The sequence below is a fragment of the Achromobacter sp. genome, from assembly GCF_050285585.1.
Classification (GTDB): domain Bacteria; phylum Pseudomonadota; class Gammaproteobacteria; order Burkholderiales; family Burkholderiaceae_B; genus Achromobacter.
The window spans coordinates 87,332-108,175 of record NZ_JBLZXF010000016.1; the positions used below are offsets into that span (position 1 = coordinate 87,332).

Below are 20,844 nucleotides of genomic sequence, written 5' to 3' on the forward strand. Positions count from 1 at the left end.
CCGCATCATACACAGACGTACACGGGAAACCCTCATGGAATTTAGCACACAGACCACTGCTTCCCTGCACCAAGTCAAAACCGCCGCCCTGGCCGTCGGGGTGTACGCGGAAGGCGTGTTGAGCCCCGCAGCAGACCTCATCGACCGCGCCTCCAACGGCGCCGTGCGCTCGGTGGTCAAGGCCGAGTTCCGCGGCCGCGCCGGCTCCACCCTGACGCTGCGCAACCTGCCCGGCGTGACCGCGCAACGCGTGGTGCTGGTGGGCCTGGGCAAGCAGGAGGAATACTCGGCCCGCGCCCACGCCTCGGCCGAACAGGCGTTCGCGTCGGCCTGCGTCGCCGCCCAGCTCGCCGAAGGCGTGTCCACGCTGGCCGCCAACCCCATCGCCGACGTGGCCATCGTCGCCCGCGCCCGCAGCGCGGCCATCGCCGCCGGCAACGCCGCCTATCACTACGACGCCAGCTTCGGCAAGCCCGACCGCGACGCCCGCCCCAAGCTCAAGAAAATCGTCCAGGTCGTCGAGCGCGCCGATGCCGCCCAGGCCCAGAAGGGCCTGCGCGAAGGCGGCGCCATCGCCAACGGCATGGACCTGACCCGCACGCTGGGCAACCTGCCCGGCAATATCTGCACCCCCACCTACCTGGGCGAGACCGCCAAGCGCCTGGCCCGCGAGTTCAAGTCGTTGAAGGTCGAGGTGATGGACCGCAAGCAGGTCGAGGCGCTGGGCATGGGTTCGTTCCTGTCGGTCGCCCGCGGTTCCGAGGAAGCCCTGCGCTTCATCGTGCTGCGCCACGCCGGCAACAAGTCCGCCAAGAAGAGCGCGAAGTCGGCCCCGGGCCCCATCGTGCTGGTCGGCAAGGGCATCACCTTCGATGCCGGCGGCATTTCGCTCAAGCCCGCCGCCACCATGGACGAAATGAAGTACGACATGTGCGGCGCCGCCAGCGTGCTGGGCTCGTTCCGCGCCCTGGCCGAACTGGAGCTTCCGCTGGACGTGGTCGGCCTGATCCCCGCTTGCGAGAACCTGCCCAGCGGCAAGGCCAACAAGCCGGGCGACGTGGTCACCAGCATGGCCGGCCTGACCATCGAAATCCTGAACACCGACGCCGAAGGCCGCCTGGTCCTGTGCGACGCCCTGACCTACGCCGAACGCTTCAAGCCGTCCGCCGTGATCGACATCGCCACCCTGACTGGCGCTTGCGTGGTCGCCCTGGGCAACGTCAACAGCGGCCTGTTCTCCAAGCATGACGCCCTGGCCGACGCGCTGGCCGCCGCCGGCCGCGCATCGCTGGACACCGCATGGCGCATGCCCATGGACGACGCCTACCAGGAACAGCTGAAGTCCAACTTCGCCGACCTCGCCAACATCGGCGGCCCCCCGGCGGGCGCGGTCACGGCGGCCTGCTTCCTGTCGCGCTTCGCCACGGCCTATCCCTGGGCCCACCTGGACATCGCCGGCACGGCCTGGCGCGGCGGCAAGGACAAGGGCGCCACCGGCCGCCCCGTGCCGCTGCTGATGCAGTACCTGCTGGACCAGGCGTGAAGCGCCTGGAACGGTGCCTGGCATGACGCGCATCGATTTCGCCTTCGGCGCGCCAGACCGCCTGCGCATGGCGTGCCAGGTCGTGCGCAAACGCTTCCTGGCGGGCCAGCGGCTGGTGGTGTACTGTAAAGACGGCAGCCGGCTGGCCGCGTTCGACCGCATGCTGTGGGCGTTCGACGACACGTCCTTCGTGCCCCACGTGCTGGCCAACGACCCGCTGGCGGCCGATACGCCGGTGGTGCTGACCGCGGGCGATCCGCAGCAGGCCGCGGCGGCCGCGAGCCAGGGCGGGCATCCCGCCCCTTCCTGGCTGCTGAACCTGGACAATGACTGCCCCCCCGGGTTCGAGGCCTTCGAGCGGCTGCTCGAAATCGTCTCCGACGACCCCGAGGACAAGCAGGCCGCCCGCCAGCGCTGGCGCGCCTACCAGGGCGCCGGCCACGCGCCGCACAGCCACGACCTCAGCCGCCAGCAGCCGGACGGCTGACCGCCACGCCGGCGCGCCCCGGCCCGCCGCGCCATCCAGACCTTCTGGGAGCCACCATGCCCTCTCGCCTCAACGACCCCGGCATCCCTACCTTGACCCAACGGGCCGAGCCCACCTTCCATGCGCCCTCGGCCGTCGGCGGCGCGCAGGCGCCGGTGCTGACGGCGCTGGCCGACGAGGCCGCGCATGCGTATGCCGACGAGGCCTTCCCGCTGTTGACCGACGTGGCCGAACCCGCGGGTTCGCCCGCCGGCGGCCCGGCCCCCGCCCCCCTGCCCGATCCTGCCGTCGTCAGCGCCCGCCTGCAGGCGGAAGTGGAACAGCTCATGCGGGAGGCCCTGGCGGACGCCATCGAGCAGATCCAGGCCCGCATGGACGCCGAACTGCCGGCCATCGTCGCCCGTGTCCTGCGGGATGTCAGGCCAGGCTGAGCTCCCGGGAACCCATGCCAGGCATCTGGTCTAATTCTGGTCAAAACTGGATTCTTCAGGGAACTGTAAGGTATCCTTCCCATCTAAGCCTTCTAGGCAACCACTACTCTGCCGCACACAGGAGTTCTCCATGAACGAATATCGTCCGTCCCCTTTTAACCGTTCCGGCGCGCTGGCCGGCGCGCCGGGCGAGGTCGCGCGCAACAAGGTCCTGCGCAACACCTATTGGCTTCTGGCGCTCTCGCTGATCCCCACCGTGCTGGGCGCCGCCGTGGGCCTGTACACCGGCATCAACGCCGTCATGGGCGCCAGCCCCGGCCTGTCCGCGATCGTGTTCCTGGTGGGCGCGTTCGGCATGATGTTCGCCATCGAGAAGAATAAGAACAACTCGCTGGGCGTCGTCCTGCTGCTAGCCTTCACTTTCTTCATGGGCATCATGCTGTCGCGCCTGCTCGGCTTCGTCATGGGCATGAGCAACGGCTCGCAGCTGGTCATGACCGCCTTCGGCGGCACCGCGATCGTGTTCGGCACGATGGCCACGCTGGCCACGACCATCAAGCGCGACCTTTCCGGAATGCAGAAATTCCTGTTCATCGGCGCGGTCGTGATCCTGGTGGCGGCCCTGGCCAACATCTTCCTGCAGTTGCCTGCGCTGATGCTGACCATTTCGGTCCTGGCCATCGTCATCTTCTCCGCCTTCATGCTGGTCGACCTCCAGCGCGTGGTCAACGGCGGCGAAACCAACTACGTGTCCGCCACGCTGGCCATCTACCTGGACGTCTACAACGTCTTCTCGAACCTGCTGATGCTGCTGGGCATCTTCGGCGGCAACCGCGAGTAATCGCCAGCAGCCAGAACGGCTCCAAGGGCCTACATTCCCATGTAGGCCCTTTTTTATTTCGGGCACCTTCGATTCCTGCCGCCATGCCAGACCGCCGCCGTTTCCTCCAGGCCGCCGCCGGTGCCGCCCTTATCGGCGCTTCCGGGGCCGCCCGCGCCCTCAGCCAGCAGTCTCCGATGCTGGCCCGCACCGTTCCGGCGTCCGGCGAGGCGCTGCCCGTCATCGGCCTGGGTACCGCGGACACCTTCAACGTGGATCCCGGCGATGCCTCCGCCATGGCGCCGCTGGCCCAGGTACTGGATACCTTCCAGCAAGCGGGCGGCTCGCTCATCGACACCGCGCCCAGCTATGGCCAGGCGGAAGCCGTCACCGGCGCGCTGCTGGACCGCGCCCCCGGCCTGCGGGCCCGGACCTTCCTGGCCACCAAGATCAGCACGCAGGGGCACGAGTCGGCCATGCGCCAGCTTCGCCAATCCCAGAAAGCGCTCGGCACCGACAAGCTCGACCTGGTCCAGGTTCACAATCTGATCGACACCGCCAACCAGCTGGCGCTGCTGCGCGATCTGAAACGCCAGGGCATCATCCGTTACGCGGGTATCACCCACTATGCGGACCATGCCCACGACGAGCTGACCGCGCTGGTCGAGCGAGAGCGGCCCGATTTCCTGCAGGTCAACCTGTCGGTCGGGGCCCGCAACGCGGAAAAACGCCTGCTGCCCGCATGCCAGGCCAACGGCGTCGCGGTGCTGATCAACCGCCCCTTCCAGGACGGCGCGCTGTTTCGCCAGGTCAGGGGCATGGCGCTGCCAGCCCTGGCGGCGGAAATCGATTGCACGTCGTGGGCGCAGCTCTTCCTGAAATTCATCATCGGGCATCCCGCCGTCACGGCCGTCATCCCCGCCACCTCCAAACCGGCCAACATGGCGGACAATGCCCGCGCCGGGTTCGGCCGGCAACCCAACGCCGCCCTGCGGGACCGCATCGCCGCCCTGCTGGCCTGACGCCATGGCGGCCGCGAACACCCTGCGGGGCCGGGCGGCGCAGGCGCTGGGCATCCAGGATGGCGAGCTGGCTCCGGCGGCCTGCGGCTTCGCCTTTTTCTTCTTTCTCTTCTGCGGCTATTTCATGCTGCGCCCGATCCGCGAAACGATGGGCATCCAGGCCGGCGTGAATCAGTTGCAGTGGCTATTCACCGCCACCTTCATCGCCATGCTTGCCGTCGTGCCGCTGTTCGGCTGGCTGTCCGCCCGCGTGCCGCGCGCCACGCTGGTCACCTGGGTCTACGCCCTCTTCGCCCTCACCATGGCCGGCTTCGCCGTCCTGCTCCACTTGCGGCCCGGCAGCGTCTGGGCGGCGCGCACCTTCTACGTCTGGCTGTCGGTGTTCAACCTGTTCGTCGTCTCCATCGCCTGGAGCCTGATGGCCGACGTATTCCGGATGGATTCCGCCAAGCGCCTCTTCGCCCTGATCGCCGCGGGCGCCAGCGCGGGCGGCCTCTCGGGCCCGCTGTTGGGCGGACTCCTGGCCGGCGCCCTGGGCCCCGCCGGCCTGCTGCTCCTGTCGGCGCTGCTGCTGGCCGCCACGCTGCCGCTCAAGCGTTGGCTGCTGCGGTGGCGCGCGGCCGCCCGGGAAGACGCCTCGCCGGACGATATGGAGCGCCCCATCGAGGGCTCCGTCCTCGCGGGCATATCGCGCATCTTCCGGTCGCCCTACCTGATGGGGATTTCGCTGCTGGTGATCCTGCTCGCCACGCTCAGCACGTTCCTGTACATGGAGCAGGCGCGGCTCGTGGCCCATGCCTTTCCCGACACGGCCCAACGCATACGGGTCTTCAGCACGCTGGACTTCGCGGTGCAGGCGCTGTCGCTGCTGTCCCAGGTCTTCATCACCGGGCGGGTCGCCACCCGGCTGGGCCTGCGCTTTCTATTGACCGCCGTGCCCCTGGCGATGGCGGCCGGCTTCCTGGCGCTGGCGGCCTTCCCGGTCTTCGGCGTCCTGGCCGCGGTCATGATCCTGCGCCGCGTGGGCGAGTACGCGCTGATCAAGCCGGGGCGCGAGATGCTGTTCACCGCGGTGCCGCCCGCAGACAAGTACAAGACCAAGAACGTCATCGACACGGTGGTCTACCGGGCCGGCGACGCGGCCAGCGGCTGGGTCAAGGCTGGCGTGGACATGCTGGGCTACGGCGCGGCGCTGATCGCCCTGCTGGGCGCGGCCTGCGCGTTGGGCGCGGCCGCGGTGGGCTATGGGCTGGGGCGGCGCGCTGACCTGCGCAGGCCCGGCAATCATTAGGTTTTACTGAACACTCATATCATTCGACCAAACATATTCCCGGGGCCGCCGCCGCAAAATGGCACCGCTCTCAACGCCTCGGGAATCGTCATGAACCGCTCCGCCACCGCCTGCCTTGCCGCCCTGTCGCTTTGCCTGGCCGCGCCCCTCGCGCTGGCCGACTACCCGGAACGCGCAATCACGCTGATCGTGCCTGCCGCCGCGGGCGGCAACGCCGACATCACGGCGCGCCTCATCGGCCAGGAAATGAGCCGCCAGCTGGGCCAGCCCGTGGTCGTGGAGAACCGCGTCGGGGCGGGCGGACGCATCGGCACGCAAGCGGTGGCGCGGGCCGCGCCCGACGGCTACACCATTGGCTATGCGCACGTCGGCACGCTGGTGCTGCACCGGTTCCTGTTCAAGCAGCAGCTCTACGACCTGGACCGCGACATCGCGCCGATCGGCCTCGTGGCCGAAACGCCCAATGTCATCGTCGTGAACGCATCGTCGCCCTATCGCGATCTGAAGGGCTTCATCGACGCCACCCGCGCCCAGCCCGAGCGCCTGACCATGACCTCCGCGGATCCCGGCACGACCAGCGAGGTCGGCGTAAAGCTGTTCATCGCCCAGACCGGCGCCGCCGTGCGCCAGATTCCCTACAAAGCCACGGCCGCCCAGCTGTCAGACCTGCTCGGCGGCCACGTCGATTCCATGATGGAAAACCTGCCGCTGCTGATCGGCAACCTGAAGGACGGCCGGCTGCGCGCCCTGGCCGTCACCACCAAGACCCGCGCCGCCTCCAACCCCGACGTGCCCACCGTGGCCGAACAGGGCTATCCCGATTACGAGCAATCGGCATGGAGCGCGCTGGTAGCGCCCGCCGGCACGCCGCCCGCCGTTATCGCGCGGCTGAACTCGGCCATGAACCAGGCTCTGCGCTCGGACAGTGTCGGCAAGGAACTGCGCAGCCGCTCCCAGGAACCCCTGGGCGGCACGCCGCAAGACGTACAGACCCAGATTCGCAAGGAGCTGCCCAAATGGGAAGGCATCATCAAGGCCGCCGGCACGACGCTGGATTGAGCCCGACCCCCACGCGCCAGGGAGCGGCGGCATGGCCACGGTAAGCCGCGAGGACTTCACCTGCGCCGCCGCCACCAACGAGTCGGCCTACCGGCGCATCACCGTGCCGGTACTGAAGATCGACGCGGGGCCCGGGCCGGCCGTCGCCTTGATGGCGGGCGTGCACGGCGACGAATGGGAAGGCCAGGCGGCCATCCTGGACCTATGGCACCACTTGCCGGGCATCCTGCGGCACGGCACGGTCTACCTGCTGCCGGCGGTCAATGCCGAAGCCTCGCTCGCCGGCACGCGGCTCTCCCCTTCCGACGGCGGCAACCTGAACCGCGCCTTCCTGGGCCAGCCCGCGCGCGGCTATACGGAAAGCGTCGCGGCCGCGCTGGAAACCCGGCTGCTGCCGCGCATACAGGCCCTGGTGGACGTGCACAGCGGCGGCGCCTCGCTGCGCTACCTTCCCTCTTCGGTGATCACCCGCTATGGCGACGATCCCTACGACGCTCGGCTGCCCGCCCTGGCCCGCGCCTTCGGGCTGCCGCAATGCATCTTCTTCCGCGGCGGCGAGGCGGGCTCCATGCCCGCCGCGGCCAGCCGCCACGGCGTGCTGCGTCTGAGCGCGGAAATCGGCGGCGGCCGCGAGACGAGCGGCGGCCTGGTCGAACGCTGCCGCGACGGCCTGCTGGGCTGCCTCAGCGAACTGGGGCTGCTGCCGGGCCGTCCCTTGCCGCGCAATCCCGAGATCCGGCTCTACGATCTCGACGCGCCGGCCGCCACCCTGCGCGCCCGCGAGTCCGGCGTATTCATTCCCGGCGTCGAACTGGGGCAGTCGGTCACGGCCCATCAGCGCATCGGCCGGATGATCGAACCGGCCCGCCCCGACCTCCCCGCCCGCGCGCTGGTCAGCCCGCAGGCCGGCACCGTCGTCTGCCTGCGCGCCATCGCCCGCAGCGGCGACGGCGATTGCCTGTTCCAGATCGCGCCCGCCCTCCCCCTGGATTCCCTTTCGTCAAGGTACTGAAGAACCATGCAGATGAACCCGAGATTGTCCGGCCTGCGTTGCATCCGCTGCGACAGCCTTTGGCCTCCCGCCGACTACCCCGAGGGCTGCCCCAGCTGCCTGGAGGCGGGCCACCCCGCTTCCCTGGAGTGCAGCTACGGGCCGTCCGCGGACCCGTCCATCCCGCTGCCGGTGCTAGATCCCGTGACGCTGGGCGAAGGCGCCACGCCCTGCCTCGCGGCGCCCGCGCTCGCGCAGGCGGAAGGCGTCGGCCAGTTGTGGCTCAAGTGCGAAGGCGCCAATCCCACGGGCAGCCACAAGGACCGCATGGCGGCCCAGCTGGTGTCGCGCGCCCGTCTGGCCGGCGCCACGCGCGTGGCCGCGGCCTCGAGCGGCAACGCGGGCGTATCGCTGGCCGCCTATTGCGCGGCCGCCCGCCTGGACGCCGACATCGCCATCATGCGCGACTGCCCGCCCCTGCAACGCGAGGCCATGCAGCGCTTCGGCGCTCGGCTGCGCGCCTTCGAGGACAGCCTCAGCCGCTGGCCCTACGTCGCGGACCTGTGCCGCAACCACGGCGCGTTCGCCGGCACCAACTATCTGAATCCCCCCGTGGGCACGCACGCCTACGGCGTGGAAGGCTACAAACCCATCGCGCAGGAAATCTTCGATGCCTGCGGCGTTCCGACCGACATCGTCGTGCCGGTGGCGCGCGGCGACCTGTTCTGGGGAATCTTCCTGGGCTGGCGGCACCTGCTGCAGGCCGGGCTCATCGATCGCCTGCCCCGCATGCATGCGGTGGAGCCCTACGCCCGCCTGTCGCGCGCCCGCGCCACCGGCGACGCGCGCAAGACCTGGGAAGGCGTGACGGACCAGTATTCGATCGCGGGCAGCACCTGCACGCTGCAATCGCTGGAAGTCCTGTCGCGTTCGGGCGGCTCGCCCGTGGAAGTTTCGGACGCGGCCGCCGCGCAGGCGCAGCAGCGCCTGGAACGCGTCGGCCTCGCCACCGAGCTCTCCTCCGCCGCCGCGCTGGCCGCCGTGTCCCGGCTGCGGCGCTCCGGCCTCGTGGATGCCGAATCGTCCATCGTACTGTTGCTGACCTCGGATGGGCGCCGCGGCTAGCGGACGCTTCGGCGGCTAGACGCCAAAGCGCGCCACGAGCGGCGCCAGGGCGCCGCGCAGGCAGGTGGCCCAGAATCTCCCCGCCTCGGACAAGGGGCGGCTGCCATGCAGGATCATGTGGCATTCGAAATGCACGGGCGCCGCCAGCGGCCGGTAGCACAACCCCACCGCCTCCATGCCGACCGCGGTCGCGGGGTTGGCGATGCCCACCCCATGGCCGGCCAGCGCCAATTGGCACACGGTGCTGGAGTACGGCGTCTCGATGGCTACCTTCAAGTGCTGTCCCGCCTGCGCCAGCAAGGCGTCCAGGCGCTTGCGCGAGCCGTCCTCGGCATTGAGCGCGATCACGTCGGCCTCGGACAGGTGCGAGAACTCCACGCATTGCAGGCGCGCCAGCGGATGGTTCCTGGGAAAAACCGCCACGGCCCGCAGGCTGGCGAGCCGATGGCCGCGCAGCCCTTCCAGCTCCGATTCGTCGGCGACCGCGGCCAGGTCCAGCTCGCCCGACACCACCATGTCGCGCAGGGTATTGGAATCCCGGATCTGCAAATACAGCGCGGTATCGGGATAGCGCTCGCGGAAACGCGAGATGGCGTCGCTGATGACCGCGCCGCTATAGGCATGGATGCAACCGATGCGCAGCCTCGGCTGCGCGGCGCCGCGGATCGCCCGAATCTTGCGCCCCAGGCTTTCCAGCCCGACATTCAACCGGCGGATTTCCTCGTACAGCAGCGTCGCCTCGGGCGTGCGCTGCATGCGCTGGCGCACGCGTTCGAACAGCCGCAGCTCGATGCTGGCTTCCAGCGCGGCCAGGGTGGCGCTGACGGTGGCGGGCGAAACGTCCAGCCGCCGGGCGGCGGCCGTGACGCTTTCCGTCTCGTAGACGGTGCGGAAAGTTTCGACCTGTTTGAGCGTGAAGGTCATGGCCGGGATGCGATGCGCTCAGATGCGCTGCAGGTCCAGCAGCACGCGCCGGGTCGACAGCGGCCGGCCGGCCAGGATTTCGGCCAGGCGCTCGCGCAGGTCGCGCCGCAAGGCAGGCTCGATGGCCGGATCGTCGAAGTCGGGCGGCGCTTCGTCCACGCCGTAGCCGGTCTCGCGCAACAGCGTCCATTCGAACCGGCGCAGCGCGCCGGCCGCGCGAGTGCCGCCCGACAACTGCTGCAAGGCGAAGTCGTAGGCGTCGAACAGCAGCGGATGGGCGTCTTCGCGCGGCAGCAGCCGCAACAGCAGCTCGTTCATGTACCAGGCCGACATGAGCGCGGTGCCGGTCAGCGGGCGGATGCCCGCGATTTCGGCGCGCGTCAGCGTCTTGACTTCGCCATTGCCGGTCCACGACAGCAGCAGTGGCTGGAACGCCGACAGCACGGGCCGCAGCACGGAGTACGGGCGCTTTGCGCCCTTGGCGACCATGGCCACGCAGCCGTGGTCGCGCGAAAAAGTCTGAACGATGAGGGAAGTCTCACGCCACGCGGTGGCGTGCAGCATATATCCCGGACGATCCTGGACGCGAGGCGCCCGTCTACTCATAGCCCAGGTCGCGCAGCGCACCCTCGCGGTCGGACCAGCCCTTGCGCACCTTGATGTAGACCTCCAGGTGCACCGGCTTGTCCAGCAGCTTGGCGATGTCCTGCCGCGCCTCCGAAGCGATGCGCTTCATGTGCATGCCGCCCGTGCCCAACAGGATGGGCTTGTGGCTGTCGCGTTCGACCACCACGCAGGCGGCGATGCGCGCGCCCTTGTCGGTCTCTTCCCACTGTTCGATGACGACGGTACAGCCGTAGGGAAGTTCGTCGCCCACCAGGCGGAAGATCTTCTCGCGCACGAGTTCGGCGGCGATGAAGCGCATGGGGCGGTCGGTCAGCGTGTCCTCCTCGAACATCGGCTCGCCTTCGGGCAGGCGCGCGGCGATCTCCTGCAGCAGCTGGTCCAGCTGCTGGTTCTTGGTGGCGCTGACGGGCACGACGGCGCCGAACGGATGCAGCGCCATGATCTTGGACACGAACGCGAACAGATCGTCGCGGTTCTTTAGGGCGTCGATCTTGGAAATGGCCAGAATGGTGCGCTCGGGCGACGGCAGCAGCGGCAGCAGCTTGGCGTCGCCTTCGGACCACTTGCCGGCCTCGACCACGTGCACCACCACGTCCACGTCGGCCAGGGCCTGCGTGACCACGCGGTTCATCATGCGGTTCATGGCGCCGCCGTGGCGCGTCTGGAACCCGGGGGTATCGACGAATACGAACTGCTCGTGCTCGCGCGTCAGCACGCCATGGATGCGATGGCGCGTGGTCTGCGCCTTGCGCGACACGATGGAAATCTTGGAACCGATCAGGGCGTTGGTCAGCGTGGACTTGCCCACGTTGGGACGGCCGACGATGGCAACGAAGCCGGTACGGAAAGGGGTATCGCTCATTTAGTCTCTTGAGCCACTGCCACGGGCAGCGACAATTGCGCGGTCTTGCGCGCCTTGCCCGACTTGCGGGCGGCCTTGGTGGCCGGGCTGACGGCCAAAGCGGCCTCCAGCGCCAGCTTGGCCGCGGATTGCTCGGCCGCCCGGCGGCTGGCGCCTGCGGCCATTACCTTGATCTCGAGCGCCGCGATGGCGCACTCGACTTCGAATTGCTGGCTGTGGGCCGCGCCGTGCGTGGCCACCACTGTGTATTGCGGCAGCGCCATCTTGCGGCCCTGCAGGAATTCCTGCAGCAGCGTCTTGGCGTCCTTGCCGAGGGTCTTGGGGTCGACCGACGCCAGCACGGGCTGGTACTGGCGCACGATCACGCGGCGGGCGGCATCGAAGCCGGCATCCAGGAAGACGGCGCCGAACAGCGCCTCGACCGTGTCCGCCAGAATGGAGGGGCGGCGAAAGCCCCCGCTCTTCAACTCGCCTTCACCCAGGCGCAGGTACTGCGACAGCTCCAGGCGCTGGGCGATGTCCGCCAGCGAGGCCTGCTTGACCAGATTGGCCCGCAGGCGCGACAGGTCGCCTTCGTCGATCTTGGAATAGCGCTCGAACAGCATCGCCGCGACGACGAAGTTCAGCACGGAATCCCCCAGGAATTCCAATCGCTCGTTGTGGCGCGAACCATGACTGCGATGCGTCAGCGCCTGTTCAAGCAAGGCCGGATCACCGAAGTGGTGCTCCAGGCGGTTTTCTAGCGTGGCTAGCGACATAATCAGTTGAACCGGCCGATGCGGCTGAGATCGCTGAAGTTCATCCAGATGAAGAACGCGCGCCCGACGATATTGGATTCCGGAACAAAGCCCCAGTACCGGCTGTCCGCGCTGTTGTCCCGATTATCGCCCATTGCGAAGAATTGGCCTTCAGGTACTTTGCAGCGTACCCCATTGCGGCTGTATTGGCAGTTCCCACGGTTGGGAAATTGCCACATCGGCGCATATTCCTGCGGTTTGTTTTCATCTAGCAGGATTTTGTGATCAACTTCGCCCAATTTCTCCTTATATTGCGCAATATAGGAAACGCGATCGGGTTCGAAATAGTCGCCGTCCCGCACATGCGGCACCAATTCGCCGTTGACGTACAGCTTTTTGTCCAGGTAGGCGATCTCGTCGCCGGGCAGGCCGACCACCCGCTTGATGTAGTCGACGTCCGGATCCACCGGGTAGCGGAAGACGAAAACGTCGCCACGCTGGGGCTTGCCCACCTCGATGATCTTTTTGTCGATGACCGGCAGGCGCAGGCCGTAGCTGAACTTGTTCACCAGGATCAGATCGCCCGATTGCAGGGTCGGCAGCATGGAACCCGACGGGATGCGAAACGGCTCCACCACGAACGAACGCAGCAGGAACACGAAAAGAATCACGGGGAAGAAGCTGACCGCGTACTCGATCCACCAGGGCACGCGGCGCGCCGCGTCGCCCGCCTCGCGGCGCAGCCTTTCGGCCTCCTGGGCGTCTCCGACCAGGGCCGCGTCGTATTGCGCCATTGCGGCCTGGGCCCGGCGCTCGCGGCCTCGGCGCAGCACTGCCAGATCAAGAACCCAGATAATGCCGGTCAGCACCAGCAACACAAACAGGATCAGGGCAAAGTTCCAACTCATCAGCTAACCGCCTTCTTTTTGGTTCTATTTGTCTTCCACTTGCAGGATGGCCAGGAACGCCTCCTGCGGGATTTCCACGCTACCCACCTGCTTCATGCGCTTCTTGCCGGCCTTCTGCTTTTCCAGCAGCTTCTTCTTGCGCGAGATGTCGCCGCCATAGCACTTGGCCAGCACGTTCTTGCGCAAGGCCTTCACGTTCTCGCGCGCAATGATCTCGGCGCCGATCGCGGCCTGGATGGCCACGTCGAACATCTGGCGCGGAATCAGGCCGCGCATGCGCGAAACCACATCGCGGGCGCGGTGACGCGCGTTGCTGCGGTGGACGATCACGGCCAGCGCGTCCACACGGTCGTTGTTGATCAGCAAGTCCACGCGCACGACATCGGCGGAGCGGTACTCCAGGAACTCGTAGTCCATGGACGCATAGCCGCGCGACACCGACTTCAGCTTGTCGAAGAAGTCCAGCACGATCTCGGCCAGCGGAATCTCGTACACCAGGTGGACCTGGCGGCCGTGGTAGCTCATATTGATCTGCACGCCGCGCTTGTTGTTGCACAGCGTCATGACCGGGCCCACGTAGTCCTGCGGCATGAACAGCGTGACCTTCACGATGGGCTCGCGGATTTCCTGGATCTTGCCCACTTCCGGCATGCGCGACGGGCTTTCCACCGTGATCACGGAGCCATCGCGCTGCACGACTTCGTACACCACGGACGGCGCCGTGGTGATGATGTCCATGTCGAACTCGCGCTCCAGGCGCTCCTGCACGATTTCCATGTGCAGCAGGCCCAGGAAGCCGCAACGGAAGCCGAAGCCCAGCGCCTGCGAGACTTCCGGCTCGAACATCAGCGCGGAATCGTTCAGCTTCAGCTTTTCCAGCGAATCGCGCAGCTGGTCGTACTCGGAGCTTTCCACCGGATACAGGCCCGCGAACACCTGCGGCTTCACTTCCTTGAAGCCCGGCAGCGGCGTGGCGGCCGGCCTGTTGGCCAGTGTGACCGTATCGCCGACCTTGGCGTCCGCCAGCTGCTTGATGCCGGCGATGATGAAGCCCACTTCGCCGGCGGACAGTTGCGGGCGCTGCTGCGACTTGGGCGTGAACACGCCGGTCTGCTCGCACAGGTGGGTGGCGCCGGAAGCCATCAGCAGGATCTTGTCCTTGGGCTTGAGCACGCCGTTGATGATGCGCACCAGCATCACCACGCCCACGTAGTTGTCGAACCACGAATCGATGATCAACGCCTGCAGCGGCGCCTCGGGGTCGCCCTCGGGATGCGGCACGCGCGCGACGATGGACTCGAGGATCTCGTCGATGCCCATGCCGGTCTTGGCGCTGGCCAGCACGGCCTGCGAGGCGTCGATGCCGATCACGTCCTCGACTTCCTGGCGCGCGCCCTCGGGATCGGCCTGCGGCAGGTCCATCTTGTTCAGCACGGGCAGGACTTCCACGCCCAGTTCGATGGCGGTGTAGCAGTTGGCCACGGTCTGCGCTTCGACGCCCTGCGACGCGTCGACCACCAGCAGCGCGCCTTCGCATGCCGACAGCGAGCGGCTGACTTCATACGAAAAGTCCACGTGTCCCGGGGTATCGATCAGGTTCAGGTTGTAGACCTTGCCGTCCTGCGCCTTGTAATGCAGGGCGGCCGTCTGCGCCTTGATGGTGATGCCACGCTCGCGCTCGATTTCCATCGAATCGAGGACCTGAGCCGACATTTCGCGGTCCGCCAATCCGCCGCAGCGCTGGATCAGGCGATCGGCCAGCGTCGATTTGCCATGATCGATGTGGGCAATGATGGAGAAGTTGCGGATATGCTGCATGCTTGAAATTATAAGGGGACGGAACACTCGGCACAGGGCCGGAAGACACCGCCGCCGGAGTACGCACGGCTGACGAGAGGAGTGCCTGTGGGCATAGCCCGGGCAAAACGAGGGGGCGCCATGCGCCCCCTCTTGCGGCAACCAGGCATTTTAGCCGGTCTTGGACCATTTTTGCCGACGGGCCGTTCCTGGGCGAAAACGCACGCCCTCGAAGGGCGCGCCGCCCCAAGGCAAAAGACGCCCCCTCGGGGGGCAGCCCGCCCCTCAGGGGGGCGAGGCGTGGGGGCTCTACTTCGAAGCAGGGACCGCCACCCACTGCGTCTGGTCGCCTCGGCGCACCAACAGGCCCGCGGCCCGCCCCTTGTCCAGCTTGGAGACAAGTTCGCCGAATTGCTTGGCGCCGGTCACGTCGGTGTCGTTCAGGGCCAACACGATGTCGCCTTCCTGCAGGCCCGCCTTGGCGGCCGCGCCCTCGGCGATCTTCACCTGGACGCCGCCCTTGATGCGCAGCTTCTTCTGCACGTCGGCAGGCACGTCGACCACGCCCAGGCCCAGCGCGTTGGTGGCTTCCGGCGCGGGCGCCGCCGGCTTGCCTGCGGCAGGCGCCTTCTCGGTCGGGATCTCGCCGACCTTGACCGTCAGCGTCAGGGTCTTGCCCTTGCGCCACACCTGCATGTCGGCGCGCGTGCCGGGCTTGGTTTCGCCCACGATGCGCGGCAGATCGGACCAGCGCTTGATCGGCTCGTTGTTGAACTTCAGGATCACGTCGCCCGGCTGCACGCCCGCCTGTTCCGCGGGGCCGTCGGCTTCCACGCTGCTCACCAGCGCCCCCTCGGCCTTGGGCAGGCCGATGGCTTCGGCCACGTCCTTGCCCACTTCGCCGATCTGCACGCCGACGCGGCCGCGCGTCACCTTGCCGGTGGCCCGCAACTGGTCCACCACGCGCATGGCCTCGTCGATGGGAATCGCCAGCGAGATGCCCATGAAGCCGCCGCTGCGCGAAATGATCTGCGAATTGATGCCCACGACCTCGCCGTCCAGATTGATCAGCGGACCGCCCGAATTGCCCGGGTTGACCGCCACGTCCGTCTGGATGAAAGGCAGGTACTCGCCGGTGTCGCGGCCGATGGCGCTGACGATGCCCGACGTTACGGTGGAATCCAGGCCGAACGGCGAGCCGATGGCCAGCACCCATTGGCCTTTCTTGAGCTTCTTCGGATCGCCGATGACCAGCGGAGTCATGTCCTTGGCTTCGATCTTGATCAACGCCACGTCGGTGCGCTCGTCCGTGCCGATGACCTTGGCCTTGAACTCGCGGCCGTCGGTCAGGGTGACGTAGATGTCCGTCGCGTCCACGACCACGTGGTTATTGGTCAGGATGTAGCCGTCGTCGGAGATGAAGAAGCCGGACCCCACGCCGCGCGGCACCGTGCGCTCTTCGGGCTGGGGCTGCTGCGGACGCTGGCGCGGCGTAGGCGCGCCGCCGCCCGGCGGCTGGAATTCGGGGCCGAAGAACCAGCGGAACAGCTCGTACGGATCGTTGCCGCCGCCGGGGCCCATCCCGCGCACCGGCACGGTCGCCGTGGTGCGGATGTTCACGACCGCGGGATCGGCTTTTTCGACAATGCTCGTGAAGTCCGGCAGCACCACCCCGGGCGACTGGGCAAGCGCCACGGGCGCCTGGGCGACGGACATCGCCACGCCCAGCGCTGCCGCCGCCAGAAAGCGCCGGAAAAACACGTTCGACACTGTCATTGCTTTCATAGACTTACTCCGAAATTGCTGCTTGCCGCGTCCGGCGGATCACTTGGACCCGGCGGCGGGCACGTACTCTGTGGACTCCGCGAGCTGTTCCAGCGTCGCCACGGGCACCTCACCCACGGCCGTCAGCCAGAAATCCGCGATGCGCGTGCCATATACGGTAATCGAACCCCGCTGGGCGGCGCCATGGGGCGGACGGTGGCCGCGCTGACTATCGTACGGTTCGATGAATACGGAAATTGCCGCCAGCCCATCGGACAGCACCATCTGGCTGACCGTGGCGCCTCGCCCCATGGCGCGCGCCACCTGCATGACCGGCCTGAAGCCCTTGGGGGCCGGGATGCGCCAGCCCTGGGCGGCCAGGTCGACCGGCTTCATCGAGGCTTCGAGCACCTTCCAGTCGCGCGTGCTCCAACGCGAGGTCAGCAGCTGGGGATCGACCTCCGAGCCCAGGCGCAACGACGTAAACGACACCTGCTCCACCACGCCGCGGGCGGCGTTCAGCGTCTGGGCCTTCAGCAGCAGATTGGTTTCGACATCCGCGCAGAGCCGGTAACCGTAGCGCAGCTTGTCCAGCGGCTCGATCATGATCAGGCGGCACTCCCGCCCGGCCACGCGATGCAGGGCCGATTCGGTGCGGATCTTGTAGTTTTCGGTCAGATCGGCCGCGTCTCCGAGCAGCAGGCCGGGAAAGCGGTCTCCCCGGCGGCGCTCGATCAGCACCGTCTTGCGCTCCGGAATCAGGCACTGCACGTCATCGTTGTGGCGCAGGTATTCCCGGGGCTGGCCGTCGAGGATCTCCAGGCGCTCGCGCTCGCCCGTGCCGTCCAGGACGTGCACGAGGCGCGAGGATTGGATCGTCTCGCCTTGCTGGTACATGAAGACGCCCGCGTAGTCCTGCTTGCGGGCCGCCTGCTGGATGCGGGTCAGCAGCTGGACCACGTCATCGGTGGCGGCTGGCGCGGCGTCGGCGGCGCGCGCCGGTTCGTGCGCGGCCAGGAAAGCGGTCAGAAGCGTTGCGGCAAGCCAGCCGGCGCGGTGAGCCTGCAGCGACGCAGCGCGTCCCAGATTCAGCACCGGCCAGCGTGATGGAAGCACCAGCGCCATCAACGCCCCGCTCCCACGTCGAACGACACCTGCCGGACGGCGCTGGGGCCGGCCATCTGGCGGTGGGCCTCCAGGTAGTCGCGCAGGCCGGAATCATCCGCGGCCGAGGCCGGGGCCGGGGCCGGCGCGCTGGCGTCGGCCAGCACGCGCACTTCGCCGCCCGACTCGCCGGTCAGGTAGGGCTGGGCCACCCAGGCGACGGTCGCCACGGCGGCGGCCACGGCCAGGCCGGACAGGCCTACCCGCAAAGGCGAACGGCGCCGAGGCGCCGCAACGATAGGCAATTCCGCGTCCAGGGCCCGTGCCAGCCGGGCCTGGAAGGCCGCGCTGGGGGTCAGCGCCAGGTCGGCGTTGCGCAGGGAATCACCGATCAAATGATAGGTGTCCCAGGTCTCGCGTCCCTCGCGGGACAACAAGCCGGGAAAAATATCGTCGGATTCCTCTCCGTCCATCCAGGCGGAGACCGACTCCTCCCAGGAGGACTCGGAGATCACGACGGATTTGGCTGCTGTTTGCATGACTGCCACTCCTTACCAGCGACGCTCGTCATCGGTGCCTAGCAATGGGCGCAATTTGGTGGCGATGGCTTCACGCGCACGAAAAATGCGGGAGCGCACCGTACCGATCGGGCAGTCCATGCTCTGGGCGATGTCTTCGTAACTCATACCTTCGATTTCACGCAGGACGATTGCAGTGCGCAATTCTTCAGGCAATTCCTCAATGGCCGCGTTCACCGTTTCGGCGATTTCGCGGCTGGCGACCATGGATTCCGGCGTGCTTATATCGGTTAGGTTGTCGGTTTCGTTAAAAGTTTCACCGTCTTCCGTTTCTATCGCATTGGGCGCGCTGGGACGCCGGCCCTGCGACGCCAGCCAGTTCCGCGCCGTATTGATGGCGATACGGTACAGCCAGGTGTAGAAGGCGCTTTCGCCCCGGAACTGGGGCAGGGCCCGGTAGGCCTTGATGAACGCCTCCTGGGCCACGTCCTCGATTTCCGCGGGGTCGCGGATCATCCGGGCCAGCAGGCGGAGAATCTTGCGCTGGTACTTGAGCACCAGCAGGTCGAAGGCTTTCTTGTCGCCTCGCTGGACGCGCGCGACAAGCTCGGCGTCGACTTCGCGCTCGCTCATGACGCCTCCCGCGGGCGGGCCGCCGGCCGGACGCGCCGCGCCGTGCCCGTCAGCAGGCAAAGGCGCCGCCAGGACTCAGGTCGCAACGTCCGCTGCCAGACGGTGAGGGTGATGGTGCTGTGGGTAAAGGCCGTACTCCCGGTGGGCAAGGGCTGCAAAGTGAGCGTGAGCCAGCGAGGACCGCGCTGCCGGTCCAGAAGACTTGCGTCCTGCCAGCCTTGCGGCAGCCGCAACTGCCAGCGCCCTGCCCCGGCTGCCGTGCGCAGCGCGGATACCGGGGACGGGCCGCTCCGTGCGGAGTGTAACAGCCTGGCCAGCCCAAGCAGCAATACCGCCGCGCACGCCGGCCCGGCCATGCCGTGCCAGGAGGCGGCCGTCAACGCGCTGCCCGCGGCCAGGGCCAGCGCCAGGCCGTGGACAGCCGTGACACCCCTGGGACGCGAGACGGGCACGCGAAACGACCAACGCTCCCCGACCGGGTCTTCCAAATCAGACCCGGCGAACGGCCATGGAGCCGTTGGTGCCGCCGAAACCGAACGAGTTGGACAGACCCACGTCGATCTTCATCTGCCGCGCTTCATTGGCGCAGTAATCCAGATCGCATTCGGGATCCTGATTGAAGATGTTGATCGTCGGAGGCGAAACCTGGTTGTACACGGCCAGCGTGGTGAACACTGCCTCGATGCCGCCCGCGGCGCCGAGCAGGTGCCCGGTCATGGACTTGGTCGAGTTGACCACCAGCTTCTTGGCGTGATCGCCGAAAGCCAGCTTCAACGCATCGGTTTCGTTCTTGTCGCCCAGAGGCGTGGACGTGCCGTGCGCGTTGACGTACTGGACGTCATCGACGTTCAGGCCGCCATTGCGCAGCGCGTTCATGACGCCGCGGCGCGGGCCGTCCTTGTCCGGGGCGGTGATGTGGTGCGCGTCGGAGCTCATGCCGTAGCCCGCGAATTCGCCGTAGATGCGCGCGCCGCGCTTCTTGGCGTGCTCGTACTCTTCCAGCACCAGAACGCCCGCGCCTTCGCCCAGGACGAAACCGTCACGGTCGCGATCCCAGGGACGCGAAGCCGTCTGAGGATCATCGTTGCGGGTCGACAGGGCACGCATGGCGGCGAAGCCGCCGATGCCCAGCGGCGACACGGTCGACTCGGCGCCGCCGGCCACCATGACGTCGGCATCGCCGTACTCGATCAGGCGGGCGGCATCGCCAATGCAATGCAGGCCCGTGGTGCAAGCCGACACGACCGCGTAGCTCGGGCCCTTCATGCCATAGGCGATGGACAGATGGCCGGAGATCAGGTTGATCAGCGAACCCGGCACGAAGAACGGCGAAATGCGCCGCGGCCCCTTGGACAGGTATTCGACCTGGGTTTCTTCGATGCGCGGCAGGCCGCCGATGCCGGAACCCACGATAACGCCGATGCGCTCGGCATTGGCTTCGGTGACTTCCAGGCCGCTATCGCGCCATGCCTGCATCCCGGCCGCCAGCCCGTAATGGATGAACGTATCCATCTGGCGGGCTTCCTTGGCCGAAATATAGGCGCTGATGTCGAAGTCTTTGACTTCGCCGGCAATGTGCGTGGTGATGGCCGAGGGATCGAAACGGGTGATGCGGCTGATGCCAGAACGTCCGTTGACGATATTGTCCCAAGCGGTGGTCAGGTCGTTCCCCACGGGAGAAACGATACCCAGGCCGGTGATGACGACACGTCGCTTCACGGATGACTCCTCAAACAGACAAAAGAAAGGCGGTTTTCGGGATGCGCTGCGCGCGCGGCCCACGCAAAAGCGGGTCGGGCTTTACCACGCCCTTCCCGCATGCGGACCACACGGCAAATTCCTGAAACCGCCCCGATTTTCCGGTTGGCTCCGAAGTTCATCCTCGGGCCACCAGAAGGGTATAAGCCTAGCTTACTGCTTGCCGTGCGAATTGATGTAGTCAATCGCTTGTTGCACGGTCGTGATCTTTTCGGCCTCTTCGTCGGGGATCTCGGTCTCGAATTCGTCTTCGAGCGCCATGACCAGTTCGACCATGTCGAGCGAATCGGCACCGAGGTCGTCAAGGAAGGAGGATTCGTTCTTGATCTCGGCTTCGTTGACGCCAAGTTGTTCAGCGACGATCTTCTTGACGCGCTGTTCGATGCTTTCCATGCAGATCTCCAAATGGGAAAAATCCCGCGAATTATAGCCAAGCGCGGAGT

The 20,844-nt window shown here is 67.2% G+C and carries 21 protein-coding genes; 9 read left to right on the forward strand and 12 right to left on the reverse strand.

Annotation, left to right across the window (positions count from 1 at the left end; translation table 11 throughout):
• Positions 1 to 34: 34 nt before the first annotated feature.
• The 9 genes from ACN6PJ_RS20070 (at position 35) to ACN6PJ_RS20110 (ending at position 8,769) form a co-directional block, all read left to right on the forward strand.
• On the forward strand, positions 35 to 1,543 hold the full coding sequence (locus ACN6PJ_RS20070) for a leucyl aminopeptidase (protein ID WP_427997578.1): 1,509 nt from the start codon (positions 35 to 37) through the stop codon (positions 1,541 to 1,543).
• Between the two features lie 22 nt (positions 1,544 to 1,565).
• Positions 1,566 to 2,030 (forward strand): DNA polymerase III subunit chi, encoded by a 465-nt coding sequence (locus ACN6PJ_RS20075; RefSeq protein WP_427997579.1) that lies wholly within the window; start codon positions 1,566 to 1,568, stop codon positions 2,028 to 2,030.
• 56 nt (positions 2,031 to 2,086) lie between these two features.
• Complete coding sequence (locus tag ACN6PJ_RS20080; RefSeq protein WP_427997580.1) at positions 2,087 to 2,461, forward strand: hypothetical protein; 375 nt, start codon at positions 2,087 to 2,089, stop codon at positions 2,459 to 2,461.
• 130 nt (positions 2,462 to 2,591) lie between these two features.
• Positions 2,592 to 3,302 carry a Bax inhibitor-1/YccA family protein gene (locus ACN6PJ_RS20085; RefSeq protein WP_427997581.1) on the forward strand — a complete coding sequence of 237 codons (711 nt, stop codon included), beginning with the start codon at positions 2,592 to 2,594 and terminating at the stop codon, positions 3,300 to 3,302.
• An 83-nt stretch (positions 3,303 to 3,385) separates the two neighbouring features.
• Positions 3,386 to 4,303: an aldo/keto reductase gene (locus ACN6PJ_RS20090; RefSeq protein ID WP_427997582.1), complete on the forward strand. Its 918-nt coding sequence runs from the start codon at positions 3,386 to 3,388 to the stop codon at positions 4,301 to 4,303.
• 4 nt (positions 4,304 to 4,307) lie between these two features.
• The gene (locus ACN6PJ_RS20095; protein WP_427997583.1) at positions 4,308 to 5,594 is read left to right on the forward strand and encodes an NTP/NDP exchange transporter; all 1,287 of its coding nucleotides are present in this window, start codon (positions 4,308 to 4,310) and stop codon (positions 5,592 to 5,594) included.
• A 90-nt stretch (positions 5,595 to 5,684) separates the two neighbouring features.
• On the forward strand, positions 5,685 to 6,653 hold the full coding sequence (locus ACN6PJ_RS20100; protein ID WP_427997584.1) for a Bug family tripartite tricarboxylate transporter substrate binding protein: 969 nt from the start codon (positions 5,685 to 5,687) through the stop codon (positions 6,651 to 6,653).
• 31 nt (positions 6,654 to 6,684) lie between these two features.
• Positions 6,685 to 7,665 (forward strand): succinylglutamate desuccinylase, encoded by a 981-nt coding sequence (locus tag ACN6PJ_RS20105; protein WP_427997585.1) that lies wholly within the window; start codon positions 6,685 to 6,687, stop codon positions 7,663 to 7,665.
• A gap of 6 nt (positions 7,666 to 7,671) precedes the next feature.
• Complete coding sequence (locus tag ACN6PJ_RS20110; RefSeq protein ID WP_427997586.1) at positions 7,672 to 8,769, forward strand: pyridoxal-phosphate dependent enzyme; 1,098 nt, start codon at positions 7,672 to 7,674, stop codon at positions 8,767 to 8,769.
• Between the two features lie 15 nt (positions 8,770 to 8,784).
• Here the strand turns inward: ACN6PJ_RS20110 and ACN6PJ_RS20115 are convergent, their stop codons facing one another.
• The 12 genes from ACN6PJ_RS20115 to acpP all read right to left on the reverse strand — a co-directional run bounded on the left by ACN6PJ_RS20115 (position 8,785) and on the right by acpP (position 20,794).
• A complete protein-coding gene (locus ACN6PJ_RS20115; RefSeq protein ID WP_427997587.1) occupies positions 8,785 to 9,693 on the reverse strand; it encodes a LysR family transcriptional regulator in 909 nt (302 codons plus the stop codon).
• An 18-nt stretch (positions 9,694 to 9,711) separates the two neighbouring features.
• Positions 9,712 to 10,299, reverse strand: coding sequence for a DNA repair protein RecO (gene recO / locus ACN6PJ_RS20120; protein ID WP_102774428.1), 588 nt, complete (start codon positions 10,297 to 10,299; stop codon positions 9,712 to 9,714).
• Positions 10,292 to 11,182 carry a GTPase Era gene (gene era, locus ACN6PJ_RS20125; RefSeq protein ID WP_427997588.1) on the reverse strand — a complete coding sequence of 297 codons (891 nt, stop codon included), beginning with the start codon at positions 11,180 to 11,182 and terminating at the stop codon, positions 10,292 to 10,294. Before era ends, recO begins: the two co-directional genes overlap by 8 nt.
• Entirely contained in the window at positions 11,179 to 11,940 is a 762-nt protein-coding gene (gene rnc, locus ACN6PJ_RS20130) for a ribonuclease III (protein WP_427997589.1), read from the reverse strand. Before rnc ends, era begins: the two co-directional genes overlap by 4 nt.
• A 2-nt stretch (positions 11,941 to 11,942) precedes the next feature.
• Positions 11,943 to 12,827, reverse strand: coding sequence for a signal peptidase I (gene lepB, locus ACN6PJ_RS20135; RefSeq protein WP_427997590.1), 885 nt, complete (start codon positions 12,825 to 12,827; stop codon positions 11,943 to 11,945).
• Between the two features lie 24 nt (positions 12,828 to 12,851).
• Positions 12,852 to 14,645, reverse strand: coding sequence for a translation elongation factor 4 (gene lepA, locus ACN6PJ_RS20140; protein WP_427997591.1), 1,794 nt, complete (start codon positions 14,643 to 14,645; stop codon positions 12,852 to 12,854).
• Between the two features lie 288 nt (positions 14,646 to 14,933).
• On the reverse strand, positions 14,934 to 16,340 hold the full coding sequence (locus tag ACN6PJ_RS20145) for a DegQ family serine endoprotease (RefSeq protein ID WP_427997595.1): 1,407 nt from the start codon (positions 16,338 to 16,340) through the stop codon (positions 14,934 to 14,936).
• A gap of 108 nt (positions 16,341 to 16,448) precedes the next feature.
• Positions 16,449 to 17,513, reverse strand: coding sequence for a MucB/RseB C-terminal domain-containing protein (locus ACN6PJ_RS20150; protein ID WP_427997592.1), 1,065 nt, complete (start codon positions 17,511 to 17,513; stop codon positions 16,449 to 16,451).
• Complete coding sequence (locus tag ACN6PJ_RS20155) at positions 17,513 to 18,031, reverse strand: sigma-E factor negative regulatory protein (RefSeq protein ID WP_427997593.1); 519 nt, start codon at positions 18,029 to 18,031, stop codon at positions 17,513 to 17,515. Before ACN6PJ_RS20155 ends, ACN6PJ_RS20150 begins: the two co-directional genes overlap by 1 nt.
• A 12-nt stretch (positions 18,032 to 18,043) precedes the next feature.
• A complete protein-coding gene (rpoE, locus tag ACN6PJ_RS20160) occupies positions 18,044 to 18,643 on the reverse strand; it encodes an RNA polymerase sigma factor RpoE (RefSeq protein ID WP_043543305.1) in 600 nt (199 codons plus the stop codon).
• Between the two features lie 489 nt (positions 18,644 to 19,132).
• On the reverse strand, positions 19,133 to 20,362 hold the full coding sequence (fabF, locus tag ACN6PJ_RS20165; RefSeq protein ID WP_427997594.1) for a beta-ketoacyl-ACP synthase II: 1,230 nt from the start codon (positions 20,360 to 20,362) through the stop codon (positions 19,133 to 19,135).
• A gap of 192 nt (positions 20,363 to 20,554) precedes the next feature.
• Positions 20,555 to 20,794: an acyl carrier protein gene (gene acpP, locus ACN6PJ_RS20170; RefSeq protein WP_003813816.1), complete on the reverse strand. Its 240-nt coding sequence runs from the start codon at positions 20,792 to 20,794 to the stop codon at positions 20,555 to 20,557.
• Positions 20,795 to 20,844 lie beyond the last annotated feature (50 nt).